Source organism: Arcobacter sp. CECT 8985, assembly GCF_004116495.1.
Lineage (GTDB): Bacteria > Campylobacterota > Campylobacteria > Campylobacterales > Arcobacteraceae > Malaciobacter.
This window is the reverse complement of record NZ_PDKC01000042.1, coordinates 1-17,222: the sequence shown is the minus strand read 5'-3', so window position 1 is coordinate 17,222 and position 17,222 is coordinate 1. Positions and strand designations below refer to the sequence as shown.

General features: G+C 26.0%; 18 protein-coding genes. 7 read left to right on the top strand and 11 right to left on the bottom strand.

All coding sequences use genetic code 11. The features are described from left to right. Positions 1–60 precede the first annotated feature (60 nt). Positions 61–2,001 carry a methyl-accepting chemotaxis protein gene (locus CRU93_RS12875; RefSeq protein WP_129104604.1) on the top strand — a complete coding sequence of 647 codons (1,941 nt, stop codon included), beginning with the start codon at positions 61–63 and terminating at the stop codon, positions 1,999–2,001. 59 nt (positions 2,002–2,060) lie between these two features. Here CRU93_RS12875 and CRU93_RS12870 read toward each other — a convergent pair whose 3' ends face one another. Next, a complete protein-coding gene (locus CRU93_RS12870) occupies positions 2,061–4,013 on the bottom strand; it encodes a methyl-accepting chemotaxis protein (RefSeq protein WP_129104603.1) in 1,953 nt (650 codons plus the stop codon). Between the two features lie 359 nt (positions 4,014–4,372). Then, entirely contained in the window at positions 4,373–4,996 is a 624-nt protein-coding gene (locus CRU93_RS12865) for an HAD family hydrolase (RefSeq protein WP_129104602.1), read from the bottom strand. 243 nt (positions 4,997–5,239) lie between these two features. Here CRU93_RS12865 and CRU93_RS12860 point away from each other — a divergent pair, with 243 nt between their 5' ends. Further along, the gene (locus CRU93_RS12860) at positions 5,240–5,950 is read left to right on the top strand and encodes a sulfite exporter TauE/SafE family protein (protein WP_129104601.1); all 711 of its coding nucleotides are present in this window, start codon (positions 5,240–5,242) and stop codon (positions 5,948–5,950) included. Between the two features lie 27 nt (positions 5,951–5,977). On the opposite strand, the gene CRU93_RS12855 is transcribed toward CRU93_RS12860, so the two are convergent. From CRU93_RS12855 to CRU93_RS12815, 9 genes are read right to left on the bottom strand one after another with little or no spacing between them, the layout of a single operon-like run. Continuing rightward, positions 5,978–6,727, bottom strand: coding sequence for a metallophosphoesterase (locus tag CRU93_RS12855; protein ID WP_129104600.1), 750 nt, complete (start codon positions 6,725–6,727; stop codon positions 5,978–5,980). Positions 6,728–6,740: 13 nt separating this feature from the next. After that, entirely contained in the window at positions 6,741–7,526 is a 786-nt protein-coding gene (locus tag CRU93_RS12850) for a precorrin-3B C(17)-methyltransferase (protein ID WP_129104599.1), read from the bottom strand. 1 nt (position 7,527) lies between these two features. Beyond that, complete coding sequence (locus CRU93_RS12845; protein ID WP_129104598.1) at positions 7,528–8,544, bottom strand: cobalt-precorrin 5A hydrolase; 1,017 nt, start codon at positions 8,542–8,544, stop codon at positions 7,528–7,530. Next, entirely contained in the window at positions 8,541–9,281 is a 741-nt protein-coding gene (locus CRU93_RS12840; RefSeq protein WP_129104597.1) for a cobalt-precorrin-4/precorrin-4 C(11)-methyltransferase, read from the bottom strand. Before CRU93_RS12840 ends, CRU93_RS12845 begins: the two co-directional genes overlap by 4 nt. After that, positions 9,281–10,462: a precorrin-6Y C5,15-methyltransferase (decarboxylating) subunit CbiT gene (cbiT, locus tag CRU93_RS12835; protein ID WP_129104596.1), complete on the bottom strand. Its 1,182-nt coding sequence runs from the start codon at positions 10,460–10,462 to the stop codon at positions 9,281–9,283. The genes CRU93_RS12840 and cbiT overlap by 1 nt, the downstream gene beginning before the upstream one ends. Further along, positions 10,456–11,478 (bottom strand): cobalt-precorrin-5B (C(1))-methyltransferase CbiD, encoded by a 1,023-nt coding sequence (gene cbiD, locus CRU93_RS12830; protein ID WP_129104595.1) that lies wholly within the window; start codon positions 11,476–11,478, stop codon positions 10,456–10,458. The genes cbiT and cbiD overlap by 7 nt, the downstream gene beginning before the upstream one ends. Then, entirely contained in the window at positions 11,478–11,945 is a 468-nt protein-coding gene (locus tag CRU93_RS12825; protein ID WP_129104594.1) for a hypothetical protein, read from the bottom strand. The genes cbiD and CRU93_RS12825 overlap by 1 nt, the downstream gene beginning before the upstream one ends. After that, positions 11,935–12,645 carry a precorrin-8X methylmutase gene (locus CRU93_RS12820; RefSeq protein ID WP_129104593.1) on the bottom strand — a complete coding sequence of 237 codons (711 nt, stop codon included), beginning with the start codon at positions 12,643–12,645 and terminating at the stop codon, positions 11,935–11,937. Before CRU93_RS12820 ends, CRU93_RS12825 begins: the two co-directional genes overlap by 11 nt. Beyond that, positions 12,635–13,903, bottom strand: a complete 1,269-nt coding sequence (locus CRU93_RS12815) for a cobyrinate a,c-diamide synthase (protein WP_129104592.1) — start codon at positions 13,901–13,903, stop codon at positions 12,635–12,637. Before CRU93_RS12815 ends, CRU93_RS12820 begins: the two co-directional genes overlap by 11 nt. 38 nt (positions 13,904–13,941) lie before the next feature. On the opposite strand from CRU93_RS12815, the gene CRU93_RS14225 reads away from it, so the two are divergent. From CRU93_RS14225 to CRU93_RS12795, 5 genes are all read left to right on the top strand, one after another. Then, positions 13,942–14,130 (top strand): hypothetical protein, encoded by a 189-nt coding sequence (locus CRU93_RS14225; protein WP_164967688.1) that lies wholly within the window; start codon positions 13,942–13,944, stop codon positions 14,128–14,130. A gap of 54 nt (positions 14,131–14,184) precedes the next feature. Next, positions 14,185–14,865, top strand: a complete 681-nt coding sequence (locus CRU93_RS12810) for an energy-coupling factor ABC transporter permease (protein WP_129104591.1) — start codon at positions 14,185–14,187, stop codon at positions 14,863–14,865. Next, positions 14,865–15,710, top strand: a complete 846-nt coding sequence (locus tag CRU93_RS12805) for a sirohydrochlorin cobaltochelatase (protein ID WP_129104590.1) — start codon at positions 14,865–14,867, stop codon at positions 15,708–15,710. Before CRU93_RS12810 ends, CRU93_RS12805 begins: the two co-directional genes overlap by 1 nt. Before the next feature lie 15 nt (positions 15,711–15,725). Then, positions 15,726–16,388, top strand: coding sequence for a precorrin-2 C(20)-methyltransferase (locus CRU93_RS12800; protein ID WP_129104589.1), 663 nt, complete (start codon positions 15,726–15,728; stop codon positions 16,386–16,388). A 3-nt stretch (positions 16,389–16,391) separates the two neighbouring features. Further along, a partial coding sequence (locus CRU93_RS12795; protein WP_164967687.1) for a phosphotransferase occupies positions 16,392–17,222 on the top strand: 831 nt, incomplete at its 3' end.

Sequence of the window (17,222 nt, the reverse complement as noted above, 5' to 3'; positions counted from 1 at the left end):
AGTATATATTATAAGATTATTAAAAAATAATTAAAATTTAGAAAATTAAGGGAAGAAAATATGAAAAATAAATTTTCAATAAAAGGTAAGTTATTAGCTTTTACAATTGTAGTTGTTTTTATTGTTGCTATTGCAATCTCTACAAAATCTATATATGAGATCAATGATTTAGCAAATAACAATATTTCAGATTATAAAAAAAGAGCTTATAAAGCTGCAGAAAGAGAATTGAAATCTTTCACAGAACTAGCCTTAAGTGTTATTAATACTCAATATAGTAAGTTTTCACAACTAGATACAAAAGATCAAACACAAGCTTTAGAAAAAAAATTAAAACAAGAAGCATTAAATGAAATATCAAAATTAAGATATGCAAAAAGTGGATATTTTTATGTTTATGATTATGAAGGTACCGTTTTATCTTTAGGTGTTAAACCCAGTTTAGTAGGTAAAAATTTAATAAATCTGAAAAGTAAAAATGGTGTTTATCAAATTAAAGAGTTAATTAAAGCTGCGAAAAATGGTGGTGGATTAGTTGTTTTTGATTATCAAAAACCAGGAAGCACTAAATCTTATGATAAACTTGGTTATGCAATGAGTTTTGAGCCATGGAATTGGATGGTAGGAACAGGTGCATATACTGATGAGATTGATGCAAATATTGAATTGATGAAAAAAGATGCAAAAGATAGAATTGATTCAACAATTATTGGTATTGTTTTTATTTCTTTAATAGTAATTGTATTAATTTCTATATTAGTAATATTTTTTATTAATAGTCAAATATCAAAGCCTTTAAGTATTTTTCAAACTGGATTATTAGACTTTTTTAAATATTTAAATAAAGAAAAAGACTCAGTTGAAAAAATTTCTTTAAATACAAATGATGAAATTGGTCATATGGCTAATCTTATAAATACAAATATTGAACAAACAAATAAACTTATAGAAGATGATAATAAGTTAATAGAAAATGTAAAACAAATTGTTTCTGAAGTTAATTCTGGATATGTAAAAAATAGAGTTGAAGCTAAGACAAAAAATAAAAGTTTAGAAGAATTAAAATTAAGTTTAAATAATATGCTTCAGTCTATTTCAAATAATGTTAATGACAATTTTGATGAAGTGGAAAAAGCACTTAAAGAGTTTCAAAATATGAATTTTACTTATAGATTACATAATCCAACAGGACAAGTTGCAAATGCATTAAACTTATTAGCCGATACAATTAATGATATGTTAGTTCAAAATAAAAAAAATGGTATAAATTTAAGAGAAAACTCGCATAATTTATTAAATACAGTTACTGTTTTAAGTACAGCATCAAATGAATCAGCTTCAAGTTTAGAAGAAACAGCAGCAGCATTAGAGGAGATAACTTCAAATGTAGTAAGCAATTCTGAGAATATTTCAAAAATGGTTCAAGTAGCAAATAAAGTATCTTCTTCAGTTGATTTAGGTGAAAAACTAGCAACTAAAACAAGTGGTTCTATGGATAATATAAATGAACAAACACAAGCAATTGCAGAAGCAATAACAGTAATAGATCAAATAGCATTCCAAACAAATATCTTAAGTTTAAATGCAGCAGTAGAAGCAGCAACAGCAGGAGAAGCAGGAAAAGGGTTTGCAGTAGTTGCAGCAGAAGTACGAAATCTTGCAAGTAGAAGTGCAGAAGCTGCAAAAGAGATAAAAGAACTAGTAGAAAGTGCAACTCTTGGAGCAAATGAGGGTAAATCAATTTCATCTGAAATGATTACAGGATTTAATGAGCTTAAATCACATATTGGCGAAACATTAAGATTAATAAGTGATGTTGAAAGTTCAAGTAAAGAGCAAAGAGAAGGAATTGAACAAATAAATGATACAATTAATGACTTAGACCAACAAACTCAAAAAAATGCAAGTGTTGCAAGTCAAACAAATGATATAGCAATTGAAACTGAAAAAATTGCTACAACAATCTTAAAAGATGTAGAAGAGAAAAAATTTATTGAATAATACTTTTTTAATTTTTAAAGAATTTATGTAATTACTTTTATATTAAAAATGGAAGAACTTTAAAAGTTCTTCCATTCTTCATCGTTTTCTTTTTTTATTGGTTTATCTCGATTTTCTATACTATGTTCTTTTTTGTCAAATTTCTTGGCTTTTACTTCATCTTTACCAATAAATTGTTTTTCATCAGCTTTTTTCACAATTAATTTTGCAATATCATCAGTTATACTAGCAACATCATTAGTTTGCGAAGCAACCATAGCATTTTTTTGCGTTTGTTGGTCTAATTGATTTACTGCATCGTTAATTTGTTCAATACCTAATAATTGTTCATTAGAAGCATTTTTAATATCTGAAATTAATTCTGTAGTTTTGAAAATATTTTCATTTAATACTTTATATCCTTCAATCATTGAAGTTGCAATATTTTTCCCAGAATTTGCTTTTAGTGTTGCATTTTCTACAATACTTTTAATCTCTTTTGCAGCTTGGGCACTTCTACTTGCAAGATTTCGTACTTCTGCTGCAACTACTGCAAACCCTTTTCCTGCTTCTCCTGCTGTTGCTGCTTCTACTGCTGCATTTAAACTTAAGATATTTGTTTGGAATGCTATTTGATCTATTACTGTTATTGCTTCATTTATAGAATTAACTTGTTGATTTATATCATCCATTGCAACTGTTGTTTCATTTGCAAGTTCTGCACCTTTTGTAGCAGAAATATTTACTTGGTCCGAAAAACTTGACATTTTAGTAATATTTTCTGTGTTATTTCTAATGTTACTTGTTATTTCTTCTAATGCTGCAGCTGTTTCTTCTAAACTTGAAGCAGCTTCTGTTGAACTGTCATTTAATTTATCAACATTTGCTAATAATGTATTTGAACTTTCATCAAGTGTTAATCCATTCATTTTATTTTCAACTAACATTGAAGTTGTAGCACTACCTAAGTCATTTACCCCACTTGCTAATTTTAATAGATGTTGTTTTAACTTATCTGTAGAAATTTTATTTAAATAATTATAGTTACTATATTCTGATAAAATTTTTAATATATTATCAATATTAGTTTCTAAATTATCAGCCATTTTATTTAACACTTCTTTTAATTGTGTTAATGCTGGATTATTTACATTTGTTTTTAATCTTTGCGATAAATCGCCTTGTTCAAATTCACTTAAGACTAAAATAGCTTCATTTATAAGAGCTTTGTCTTTTTCTACATTTTCTTTTGTTCTTTCAATATTTTTATTTACAACATCTGCCATTTGTCCAAATTCATCTTTACTTTTTATTTGGATATTATCTGTTGTTTCTTGTTCTTTATTTAAGTATGAAAAGAATGAAATTAATCCTTTTTTAAATAAATTAAGTTTTTTTGTAATATCAGAAATAATCATAAATGCTAAAAACAAAATTAAAAATAATGATATAGTAATAGTTACTATTGTTATAATTTTACTATTGTTATAAATTGTTGATGCTTTATCATTCTCAGCTTTTGCAATATCTAGTTGCAACTGAATAAGTTGTGCAATTTTATCACCAATTGGATCAATTTTTTGATATAACTCATTAATAGTTATTTCAGAAATAAGAGCATTGTCTTTTTGTCTACAGGCTTCTTTTATTTTATCAGATATTTTAGTTCCAACAGCCATTAGTTTATGAACACTTTTTGATAACTTTTCTTCTTTTGGTGTCAATTTTGTGGATGTATATTTGTCCCAATTTTTTCTTATTTCACTTTCTGCTTTATCAATGTTTTGAATACATTTATCATAAGTATAGTTACCATTTCTAGTCTGATGTGTAGTATCAACAATTTTAACAGCATATTCATCTGCAACAATTTTTAGTTGTTTTAATGGAACAACTCTATCATTATAAACTGTCTCAAGTCCAGCATTTACTTTTTTAAGTTGTACTACTGACATGATTCCAAGTGCCAATAATGATAATATTGACACTATTATCAATACTGACAATTTTAGTTTTGTAGAATAATTATTCATTTTATCTCCCAATTTTAAACAATTGTAACAGAAATATAATTAAAATATAACTTTTTCATGTGAAAATATAATTTATAAAATTTTTATTTAATATTAAATTTATAATAATAGTGTCAATAAATCTTTAAAAAATATTAAACTTTGTAATTATAACTTATAAAATAACTATTTAATTATTTTTTTATACACTATAATGACATTATTTTATAAAGTAGAAATTTTTTAGGTTTGAATAAGTATTTTTTTTGATATTTTAATTATTGATGACTTTAAATAGGAAATAATTCTAAAATGAGAAAATATTAATAAAAAGAAATTTTAATATTTAACTCATAACTTAAGTGTCGAAAAAATTTAAATTAATTAAATTTTTCTATTATTTTCTGTTCTAGTTCTTGTATTGTTTGAATTGCATCTTCTTTATGGTCTGAAAATCCCCAATTTACTAGAACAGAATCAACGCCAGCTTTTTGTGCAGCCATAGTATCCTTATGACTATCTCCAATCATTTGAGCATTAATATTTAAAATATTATGTCTATTAAGTATTTTTTCAATCATTTCTGGATGTGGCTTAGGATTTTTAACATTATCATATCCCAAAATTGTAGGGAAATAGTTTGCAATACCTACATGTTCAAGCATTTTTCTTGCATAAGTTGAATTTGAGTTAGTTGCAACTGCAAGTGTAAAGTCTTTTTTCAAATCTTTAATTAATAATTCTATTCCATCATATAATTCTAGATCATTTATGCAGTGTTTATTATAATATTCTTCAAATAGCATAATCTGTTCATTTGTAAAATCTGGTGTGCCATAAAAGAACTCTGCTGAATTTATTTTTGGGTTATTTACATTTTCTAGTATAAATTTTGAATCAAGTTTTTTTAATCCAATATTTTCTCTTACATAGTTTATTGTATTTGTAATGGCGTTTGAACTATTAACTAGTGTACCATCCATATCAAACATAATTAATCTCATCTTCTCTCTTTAATTCTATTTTTTTGTAATATTATAATATTTTCACAAAAAAAGAAGTTTAAGAAATGTAATTAACATTTAGTTAACACTTCAATAGTATAATTTTACTATATCAAGCGATACACAATTTTTTATATATCAAGTCAGCCTCACTTTGCATAAAGCGAAGTGAGGCTTTTTTTATGCAATAAGTTTTATTGTGATAAAATCTTTTTTTAAAGAAAATATTAGGTAATGATTATAATGGAAACAATAAGTATAGTATCAATAATTGCAATAGCTTTTTTAGGTTCATTTGGTCACTGTATTGGAATGTGTGGGGGGATTGTAGTCGCATATTCAAGTACAAAAGTGAAAAGTGGATGGAGTAAACAACTTCAAGCAATATCTCATGTTTTGTACTCTTTAGGAAGAGTAACAACATATGTAATTTTAGGATTTATTTTTGGATTTTTAGGAAGTGTTGTTACTTTTAACAAAACAACAAGTGGAATTTTACTTATTGTAATAGGAATATTAATGGTTTTAATAGGATTATCTTTAAGTGGTAAAATAAAATTCTTGACAAATTTAGAGCATTCTGTATCAAAATCACCTTTATATCAAAGAACATTTAAAGTATTAATTAGTTCAAATTCTTTGATGAGTTTTTATCTTTTAGGAATGCTAAATGGATTACTTCCATGTGGTTTTGTATATGTTTTTGCAATAACTGCAGCAAGTACAGGAAGTGCTTTACTAGGAGGTTTTGTAATGCTTCTATTTGGACTAAGTACACTTCCAGCAATGTTCTCATTAGGTTTTTTTATATCTATTTTTAAACAAACATCATTAAGAAATATAATGATAAAAATAGCAGCATTAGTAGTTATTGCTTTTGGTATTTATATAGCGTATAGAGGTTATAAGTTTATGTTTGATCCAAGTATGTCTGCTCTTGGTGCTCATATTTAGAATATAAAAGCATATTACTTTTATATTCTAATTATTCAATGTTTTTCCTGTTCTAAGTGCATAAGCCCAATCTTCTCGTTTATTCTCTTGAGCTTTTTTAGCAGCTTTTTCAAAATCATAAGCAACTCTTACATGTTCTATACTGTATCTTGTATCTTTTATTTTTAAAATACAGTATGAAGCATTTGGAGTGTTGTTTTCAATTTTATGATGAACTGGATTTTCGCTTTTAAAAGCTTGAAGCCCAACTGCACCAGGATTTATTATTAGTTGTCCTGTATTTATTTTTTGAACTCTAGGAAGATGAGAGTTCCCACAAAAGATAAAAGGTGCTTTTATATTATCTGTAAGTTCTAAAATCTTTTCATCATCTCTAATTTTTATTTCACCACTAGAAACATCTTCTAACAAATATTGGCTATCATCAAAATATGTGCCATTAATCATATAATAAGTTCCACCTATGATTTTTTCAAATTGTAAATCTTGTATCCAATATAACGCTTCATCTTTTAAATCTTGATATGCATATGCTAAAGTATGATTATTTTCAAGTTGAGATATTGAAGCTTCTAAAATTTGTCTATCTTCTTTTCCACAAATATTTACAAACTTATTTTGTCTTATTAAATCATATGTTGCTCTTGGCTCAATAGGTCCATAAAACATATTCCCTAAATTTAGAACAACTTCAATATTTCTTAATTTTATATCTTTTAAAACCTCTTGAAGTGCATAAACATTTGATTGAATATCTGAAATAATAGCTATTTGCATATGCTGTATCCTTTTATTTTAATTTACCATCAAGTTCATATTTATTTAAATATCCTCTTGGTGTTAAAACTTTTCCATTTTTCGTAAGTTTTGAATTTGAATTACAAATTATAATCAAAGTTGACATAGAAACAGCTGGATGTTCAATGTCTTGATCAATTAAATCTTGTGCAGTAGTAATTGTAATTTTTTCTTTTTCAACTCTTCCTACATTAGATGCAATAATTGCAATTCTATTTTGATATCCTTCTTCTAAAGCTTTTAAGAAATTTTGATATGGTTTGATTCTTTTCTTAGATTTAGGATTATATATTCCTAATATAAAATCACAATCAAGTGCTGCTTTTACTCTTTTATCAATTAAATTTATATCTGTTAATCTATCAGATAATGAGATAATAGAAAAATCTTGAGATACAGGAGCTCCTGCTTTACTTGCTGCTGCTAAAAATGAAGTAACTCCAGGTAGTGAAATAAGTTCTACCTCATCCCAAAGGTCTCTTTCATCCATTAATTCAACAATTAAAGTTGCCATTCCATATACATTTACATCACCATTTGAGATGATACAAGTTGTTTTGCCCTTTGTTGCATATTCAATTGCTTGAGAGCATCTTTCTATTTCGTGTGTCATTCCTGATGTAAAAAGTTCTTTTCCTTCAATTAACTCTTTTAACTCTCTTGCATACTTACTATAAGAAACTACAACTTCACACTCATTTAGTGCATTTTTTGCTTCTGGTGTGATATATGAAGTACCACCTGCACCTGAACTAACTATATATAATCTTTTTGCCATATTATACTGCTCCTGCTATTGTTATTTTTTTATCAAATACTTCTTTTTTGATTATTAATTCTTTATATTTTGAACATAAAATTGCAGATGGTTCTGCAACACCTTTTAGATTAAAAAACTTTGTTGCTTGTGAAGGAGAAAAATCACCTTGTAAGGTATTTATTTCTTCTTCATTATAGAATTTAATATCTAATTCATATTTTGTAGCAAACTCTAAAAGTCCTTTTTCATCACTTTTTGCCTCAAATGAAGCAATATTTTTAATTTGTTCTTTTTTTAGATTGTATTTATCTAAAAACCAAAAAAAAGCTTTTTCAATATCTTCAAAACTTGTATTTCTATTACAACCCATTCCTAAAAATACTTTTGGTTTAAGAGTTAAGTTACTATCACTAAATGGAGTTATATTTACACATAAATCACTTGTTTGTTCTGTCACTAATTTTAGATTTTTTTTAGGAGTAATTTTTTCAAAAATATTCTCATATGTTTTTACTTCAACTTGCTTTTTATTTAAAAGTGAATTTGAAATTTTTGCTAAACATTTTAAATTTTCTATTTCCAAACCATTTTTCTTTGCAAACATATCAAATGCAAATGTTTTAGTTTGGTCAGTTGCAGTTGATACAAAGTTAATACATCCTTCAATTCTTGAAGAGATTAAATCACTTAATTCATTGGCTCCTCCAATATGACCACTTAAAAGAGGAATAATTTTACTTAAATCCATACTCATTACAATAATTGCTGGATCTGTTGCTTTACTTTCAAGTAGAGGTGCTATTTTTCTTACTACTATTCCCATTGCTAAAATACAAATAATTGCATCATATTTTTTCCAACCATCTTTTAAAACTGAATCAATCTTTTCATAAGTTATAAGATTATCAAGATTATGATCTAAATCTTTTTTGCCATACACATCTACATTGAAATCATCTAAATATTCAAGTAGTTTGCAAGCACTATTTAAACTTGGTTGGTTTATTGAAACTACTGCTATATTTAATTTACTCATTTATTCGCCTTTAACTCTTTTTGTAGTGGTTTTACATATAAGTGTGATTCTTGCGTCTCTTTTTGATTTAAAAAATCACCTAACAAAATTAGTGCAACACCTCTAATATGAGAAACTTGATTTTCTATATCACTAATTGTTCCTTTGTATATTGCTTCTTCTTCCCATGTAGCTTTTTCAACTACCCAACAAGGAGTATTGGCCGAATATCCCATTTCTAGTGCTTTTTTCTTTAGCTTTTTTAAAAGTAAAATTGAAAGATAAAATACTAATGATGAGTTTTTACAAGCAAGAATATTTTCTAACTTTTCAGGATTTGGAGTTTTCCCTTCTATTCTTGTTAAAATCATAGTTTGAGAAACTCCAGGAATTGTATATTCAATTCCTAAACTTGCTGCTGCTCCAAAAGCTGCTGTAATTCCTGGAATTACTTCATAATCAATATTTTGCTTTTGTAAAAACTCAATTTGTTTAGCAATTGTTGAATAAATAGAAGGATCTCCTGTATGAACTCTTGCTACAATTTTATCTTTATATTTTTCTAAAAAAGCAAATATTTCAGGATATTTCATACCTTGAGAATCTTCTATAATAGCATCTTCTTTACACCAAGAAAGAACTTCTTTTGGTACTAATGAACCTGTAAAAAGTACTGCATCAGCTTTTTGAAGTATTTTTTGTGCTTTTACTGTTACTAAGTCTGGATCCCCACATCCAGCTCCTATAAAATATATCATTATTCCTCATCCTCTTTATTAGGTTTATTTATTTTTATTTGAAAAAGTTGTCTTTCAGGTTCTACTAAATCAAGTTTACCTTTGTAAGTTGTAAGTGAAATTGAGTGTATTTCGTACTCAATTTTTGCTTCATTTAAAACTGTAAGCATTAAATTTAGATGTTTTAGAGTAATTGCATTAATTAACATAATTCCATTTTCATCTAATATCTCAAATAGCTTTGGAAGTTGTTTTATAACTTCAACTCCACCTCCACCTACAAATATTCTTTGAGGAGTTTCTTCTAAAGTAGTAAAATAATCTTGTGCTTCACCTTCAAATAGTTTAGTCTCTATTACATGGTGATTTTTTAAATTCTGTTTTATAAATTCTATTCTTGTCTCATTTTTTTCAAATAGAGTTGTTTTTACTTTATATCTTTTAAAAGCCTCAATTGCACAACTTCCACTTCCTGCACCAATATCCCAAAGTAATTGGTTTGCTTCTAAATCTAGATTTTGTAAGGTAAGTTGTCTTTTGTACTTTTTAGTAATCATCCCTCTTTGTGTTTCAAATTCAATATCTTCACTTATAATATTTCTTTGTTCAAATTCCTTTTTGATTAAAAGTACAAAAGGAGACGTTAAATCAAATACCTTTTCATCAAAATTTAATAAATCTATTCCTATTATTTGTTCATCTTTGAATCCAAGTTTATAACCAAGTGTTGTTTTTATAGAATCTTTTTCAAAAAAAGATAATGCTTTTTTTAATCTTGAAATAGTATATTTATCACAAACTACAAAAGTATATTTATTTTGCAAGAAGTTTTGTAAATCAAAATCATCTCTTCCATGTAAAGATATAGTATCAACTTCAAGCTCACTAATAAATAGTTTTTCTAATAAATAAGTTTTACAAGAAGTATTATTTATCATTTTAACACTATCTTTAGGTAAATTTTTAGCAATAATTGTTCCTGCACTGAAAAATAAAGGTGAACCTGTTACTACATATAATATATTTTCTTTGTCATAATTATCTAATAAATACTGCTTTGCATCTTTATATTTTAATTTCAGTATATTTTTTGCTTCTTCTTTAAAGTTTGGATCACAAATAATTTTATCAAACTTTGAAATATCAAAATTCAAATTTGAAAAGTTATAATCTCCCATCCCATTTCCTGCTATTGTTACCATCCTAAAACCTCTTTTTGCTCTAATATAATGGCTTTTATATTTGAATTGTTAAACCATTTTTTTATTTGTTCATTTGCTCTTTTTGTAATCATTTCATAAAAAGCATCTAATAATCCTACTTTCTCAAGTTCTTGAGAAATTCCTTTTACTGTAAGTGTAGCTTCAATATCAACTTCATAGTTTAAATTATCTTTTATATCTAATTGAAGTTGTGTAAAATCAATAACTCCAAATCTATTATGAGTATTTTTAAATCCTTGATATAATTTTGTCATTTTTCCTATACCACAAAGGAAAATAACCTCTTTTGCTTTTAATTCTGTTGCAAGTTTAAAAGAATCATAAACAAAGTTTCCTATTTCAACTATTCCTTCTTCATTAGATTTCTCACAAGCTACTTTAAATGCAGAGTTTCCAAGTGTAAAATAAATTGGATTATAACCATTTTGAATAGCAAATTCTATTTCTATTTTCACTGAATCAATATAAGCTGAACTTGAAACTGGTTTGACTATACCTGTTGTTCCAAGAATAGATATACCTTCTAAAACTCCAACTTTAGAGTTTGCAGTCTGTTTTGCTATTTCTTGTCCATTTGTTACACTAATACAGCATTTCAAATGAAAGTTTTCAAGATTTTTTGTTTTTATTTCAAAATACTCTTTTATTGCATTTAATGGTGTTGGATTAACAGCTGGGTAGGGTGGTTTTATTTTTAAACCTTTTTTTGTAACTACACCAACGCCAATACCTGCATAAATTTCTAAACTATTTGAACCACACTCAAAAATATGTGGCAGTTGAAATGTTGGATTTAATAAAAAGTTATCTTTTGAAAAGTCTAAATTTACAACAATCTCACAGCCTTTAGTTACATCCAAATCATCATTGTCAATTTTATTTGTTTTGCAAATTGCAGATTCGTAAGTTGCCAAAACTGTATCTAAACAACTTCTAAATGATGCAACAGTGTGTGTACCTGTTGTGTATCCTTTTCTTAATACTTTTTTTTCCATTATTTATAAAAACTTGGATCACTCATTGGTACTGGTTTGAACTCTTCAAGGGAGTCTATACTTACATTATCTCTTAATGCGATAAAAAGTCTTTTCCATTTCTCTTTATCATATTTGTGAACATTTTTAAGCCAAACTCCATTATTCTCAGAGTTTCCATTTACTTTTGTGTTTTCATAGATGTTAGCAACACTTCTAAATCTACATGCACCAAAACAACCTGTTCTTACAACTTTTATTCTACTTTCACCTTTTGATAAATCAACTTCTTTAATAGCTTCTCTTAAAGTTGCAGCAATATCTTTATCTTTATGCGCTTTTCCACATCTTTCATCTGTACATATAAAAAGTTGTGTTTTTAAATGCATAATTGGTTTATTTGCATCAAAATGTTTTGGTTTGCAAGTAAAACCTTCAGCTACTTCACTTCCCATTGTGTTGTAAAGTTTTCCATCTTTATTTTCCATTGTACTTCTCATCCTTATCATAATCTTTAATTAATTTATATATTGCATGAAGTGTTGCAACTGTCATAGTAGAACTTCCAAATCTTCCTTCCATTATAATTCCAGCAACATCAAAAGTATCACAAAATTTTCTTCCATAAGCTTTTGATTCAACTACATTTACAAATCCAACAGGAAATAGTAATAAAGCAACATTATTTAAATCAACTTTTTGTTCAATCAATGTATTAATTGCTGCATATATAAAAGTTGGAGCATTTCCACAAGCTAAAACAAGGGGTTCATCTTTATGTCTTTTGATAGCTTCAACTACTGCTGCATAACTTCTTGTAGTTTTATTTTTTTCTGCCATTTCATAAGTAAATGGTTCATTTATATAACAAATCACTTCATTACCATATTTTTTTAGATAAAAATCACTAAGTCCAACTTTTATCATATTTACATCAACTATTATTTTTGCTTTATTTATTAATAGGTTTTGAACTTTTTTAATGGCATCTTTTGAAAAATAGATATTTTCTAATACTTCATTAAAACAAGTAGTTGTATGAATTAGTCTACTTATTACCTCTTTTTGCTCATCATCAAATTCATTTATTTTTTCATAATCTTTTAATTCTTCATTTATCATTTCAAATGATCTTACTGATATATCTGCACCTATATTAATTGGTGGTTGTTCTATTTTAAATTCCAAAGTAATCCTTTAATATATTTATATTATTTCTAAACATTGTATGTAAATAAGTTCCATAAACATTTTCATTTTTCCAAGCGGCAAATTCTCCTTTTGAATTTTGTTTTTTACTTAAAATATCTATTGCATTTTTTGTATTTAGTGGTTTTGTATAATGAAAAGCATGACCTTTTATGCCATTATTACAATAATAATATCCAAGTCTAACTCTTTTATTTGTAAGCTCAAAATCTGCATTTAAAATTCCCATCATTTTTTTATCATCAACCTTGTTTGATAAAAAAAGTAAACCTGCACATTCAGCATAAACGTACCTTTTATGTTTTACATGTTCTAGTAATGATTTTTTAAATTTATAGGATTTGTTTATTTTATTATATGCACTGTCTGTTTCTATATAACCACCTAAAATATATACAAAATCAGAATCATTACTAATTTGTTCATCTTTAATAGGGTTTATTATTTCCACTTCTTTGAAAAGTTCTTCTAAAAACTTTAAGTTATCATAATATAAAAAAGAGAAATTTTCATCTTTTACTATGGTTACTTTTTTATCTATTTTATTAATCTTTTCAAAAGGATAATTATTATTTATTTGTTTTTTGTATGATGTTATCTCTTTTAATTTTTCTAAATCTATATTTTCTAATACTTCATTTGAGATATTTTTTAAAGTGTCTTTTTTTGCATTTTTTAAGTCTAATCCAAGATGAGTATTGCTTAAAGACTTAATGCCTTTTTTTATCCATCCTAAGACTTCAATATCATCAAAGTCATTTAAAATTTGTTTTTTTATTAGTTGGTAATGCATATTAGAAGATACATTATTTAAAACAATAGCTTTGATAGTGTTGTCATCTTTGTAAGTTTTTAAACCTTTTAATACTGCACTAATAGTTATATAAGAACCACTTGCGTCTAAAAGTAAAATTGTAGGTATTTTTAGTAGTTTTCCAATATCATATGCAGAACATCCTTTATCCATTCCATCATAAAATCCCATTACACCTTCAATTATTGAAGTATCTTTATTGGAGTAGTTATTAAAAAGCCATTTTACTTGATTATTATTCATTATAAATGTATCAAGATTAACAGAATCAGTATTACAAATAATTTTATGAAATTGGGGATCTATATAGTCAGGTCCAGCTTTAAATGGCCTAACACTATTTTTAAAATAATGTAATAATGCAGTAGTTAAAACAGTTTTTCCTTGATTTGACGCAATGGCAGATATAATAAATGCTCTCATCTCACCTCTTTATAATTTTTTTTAGTTATAATTTAACTATGAAAAATCTTAGAGGGTATAAAAAACAGTACTTTAAATTGTCAATAATTGCGATGTTTTCGACAATAATAAAATTATGTACAGTAGAAATCAATAATAATTTATACCACAAAAGAGCTTATGAAAACGAAATCAACTCTTTAGATCCTCCAAAAACTTTAGAAATCTTACTTTTATTATCATATTAAGTTAATTAAAAATAAAAATAATTAAAAATTTAAATTAAAAAAAAAGGATTGTAAATGCATATAGAACCAGGAATTGTTCAAGGTGCAAAAATTGTACTTAGTTATGCTACAGCTACTGCATCATTCATGATTGCAGCAAAGTTTGCTTTGGAAAATATTAAAAAAAGTGGAGTTTTACCATTTGCTTTAAAAACAATTATTTCTACTGTTTTAGTTTTTATCTTCTTTGAAGTGTTCCCCCATCATGCTATAGGTGTATCTGAAGTGCATCTGATTTTAGGTTCAACTCTATTTTTAATATTTGGTCTTGCTCCAACTGCATTTGGTTTAGCCTTTGGACTTTTAGTTCAAGGTCTATTTTTCGCTCCATTTGATTTACCACAATATGGAATGAATGTAACTACACTTCTTATGCCTTTATTTGCAATGAGTTATGTTGCTTCTAGAATTATTCCAAAAGATATTGCATATAAAGATATTAAATATTTTGATGCTTTAAAATTATCAACAATGTATCAAGGTGGAATTGTAACATGGGTTGCATTTTGGGCATTATATGGTCAAGGTTTTGGAATTGAAAATATAACTTCAGTATTTAGTTTTGGGGCTGCATATATGAGTGTTATTATTTTAGAACCGTTAATTGACTTAGCAGTTTTAGCAGGTGCTAAAACATTAAATAGTTTAAAATCAAGTTCTTTAGTGGAATCAAGATTATATAATAGTGCAAAATAATGAAAAGATTTAGACATTATAATAGAAAAAGAGCAATTGTTCTTGCATGTTTTGGTTCTGTAATTGAAGAACAAAAGTATTTGGATTTAGAAACTAAAATAAAACAAACATATCCTGATTGTGATGTATTTACTTCTTTTTCTTCTAGAATGGTTATTAAGTTTTTGAAAAAAAGAAAAAAACAACTTTACAAAAATTTGCCACAAACATTAGCAGATGTAGATATGCATGGAAGTAAACATGTTGTGATTTCTTCAATAAATATATTTCCAACAGATGAACATGAGTATTTAAAAACAATTGTTGAGGGCTTTCAACATTTTTCTATGGCAAATTTAAAAATAACAGATCCAATTTTGACAAAAACAAAAGATACTACGTTATTTTTTAATGATTTAAATAACAAAATATCAAAAGAAGATACTGCAAATTTATATGTTATTCATGGGACACCAAGGCTTGATACTGCTGGAATTGATTCAATTAATTATGCTGCATCTTTCCTTGAGCAAATAGACAATAGAAATTTTTCATGTTCATTAGAAGGGGCATTTCCTTATTTTCATATGAGTGATGCAATAAAAAATAAAATAAAAGCAAAAGGTTTTAAAAAAGTGCAAGTAGTGCCTTTATTACTTGTTAGTGGGAATCATTATATAAAAGATATGTTTGAAATAAAAGATGATTTAAATGAGAGTGGTTTTGAAGCAACAGTAGTAGAATCTCAAACTCAAAGTGATAAGTTCAATCTTATTGAGTTACCAATGGTTCAAGATATAATTTTGAAGAACATCAAAGAGTCATTTAAGATGCTTGGTGTAACTCATCGACAAATTACATATTAACAAGGTTTTATATTGATGAAATTATATATGGTTTCTTTAGGACCAGGAGATTATGAGTTAATCACTATAAAAGCACTTAAAGCTTTAAAAAATAGTGATGCAATTTGTATTCCTACAAAAAGTGCTGATAATAGCTTTTCTAGATCAATGACTTATAAAATAGTAAAAAACTTAATGGATGAATTTGGTTTTGATAAACCTATTATTCCAATGTATACACCTATGAGATTTAAAGAAGGTGATTGGCAAAGACAAGTTGATATTATATATGATTCTTTTAAAACATATGAAACTCTATCTTTTGTAACATTAGGTGATAGTGCAGTTTATAGTACGGTATATTATTTACTTGATATTATAAAAAAACAAGAGAGTAAAATATATGAAGATTGTGAAGTAATTCCTGGAGTTACTTCATTTTCTCATGCTTCTGCAAAAGTTAAAAAACCATTATGTATTGGGGATAGTAGTTTTATTATTCGACCTTTACATAAAAGACAAGTACCTTTTACAACTGTATATATGAGACCTAAAATAGGTATGGATACTTCTCGTATAAAGCAAAAACATAATAACTTATATACGTTTGAAAATCTTAATTATAAAGGTGAAACTATTCTTGATCATAAAAAAGAAAAAGTTGAGAAGTATATGACTTTATTTATTGATTTTGTATAAAACATGGGTGTAAAAACAAAATTAGATTTAAATAAGATAAATTCATATTTTAAAGATTATGAATTTATCTGTTCTTTTTATACAAAAGATGGTATATCAGATACTGTATATTTACTAAAAGATAAAAAGTCTAATTATATTCTAAAACTTTATGAGAATAGCTCATTTTATGAAGTTGAAGAAGAGATCTTAATATTAAAATCCATAGAAAAATTAAATGTCCCAAGAGTTTTAAATTATTGTAAAATATATGAAAAACCACTTGTTCTTTTTTCTTATAATAAATCAAGTAAAATTAAAAAAATCACTAAAAAACATCTTTCTCAAATTGGAATTTTCTTAAAAAAATTGCATCATATAAAAATTGATTATTTAATTCATAAATCATTTAATATAGATGAATTAATAACTGAATTACATAAACAAGAGTTTTCTTGTATTAATCAAGAGTTCTTTTTAAGATATGAATATATAAAAGATTTGAAATTAAATAATGATACTTTAATTCATGCTGATATTTTTCCTGATAATGTAAGTTTTTATGATAATAAATTAAATGGTGTATTTGATTTTGCTCATAGTTGTATCTCAGATAGAAATATTGATTTAGCTATTGTTATTATTTCTTGGTGTTTTAATAATCAAAAATTTGATTTTGAGCTAATTGATACATTTTTAAACTCATATTGCAACAACATAAAATTGAATGACTTAAAAAAATATTTATTATATGTAAGTTTGTATTTTTCTATAAAAAGATATATTAATATTATAAATAAAAATTATAAAAATGTATCATATAAAGAGTTTATTTTTATTTTTGATGAAATAAAT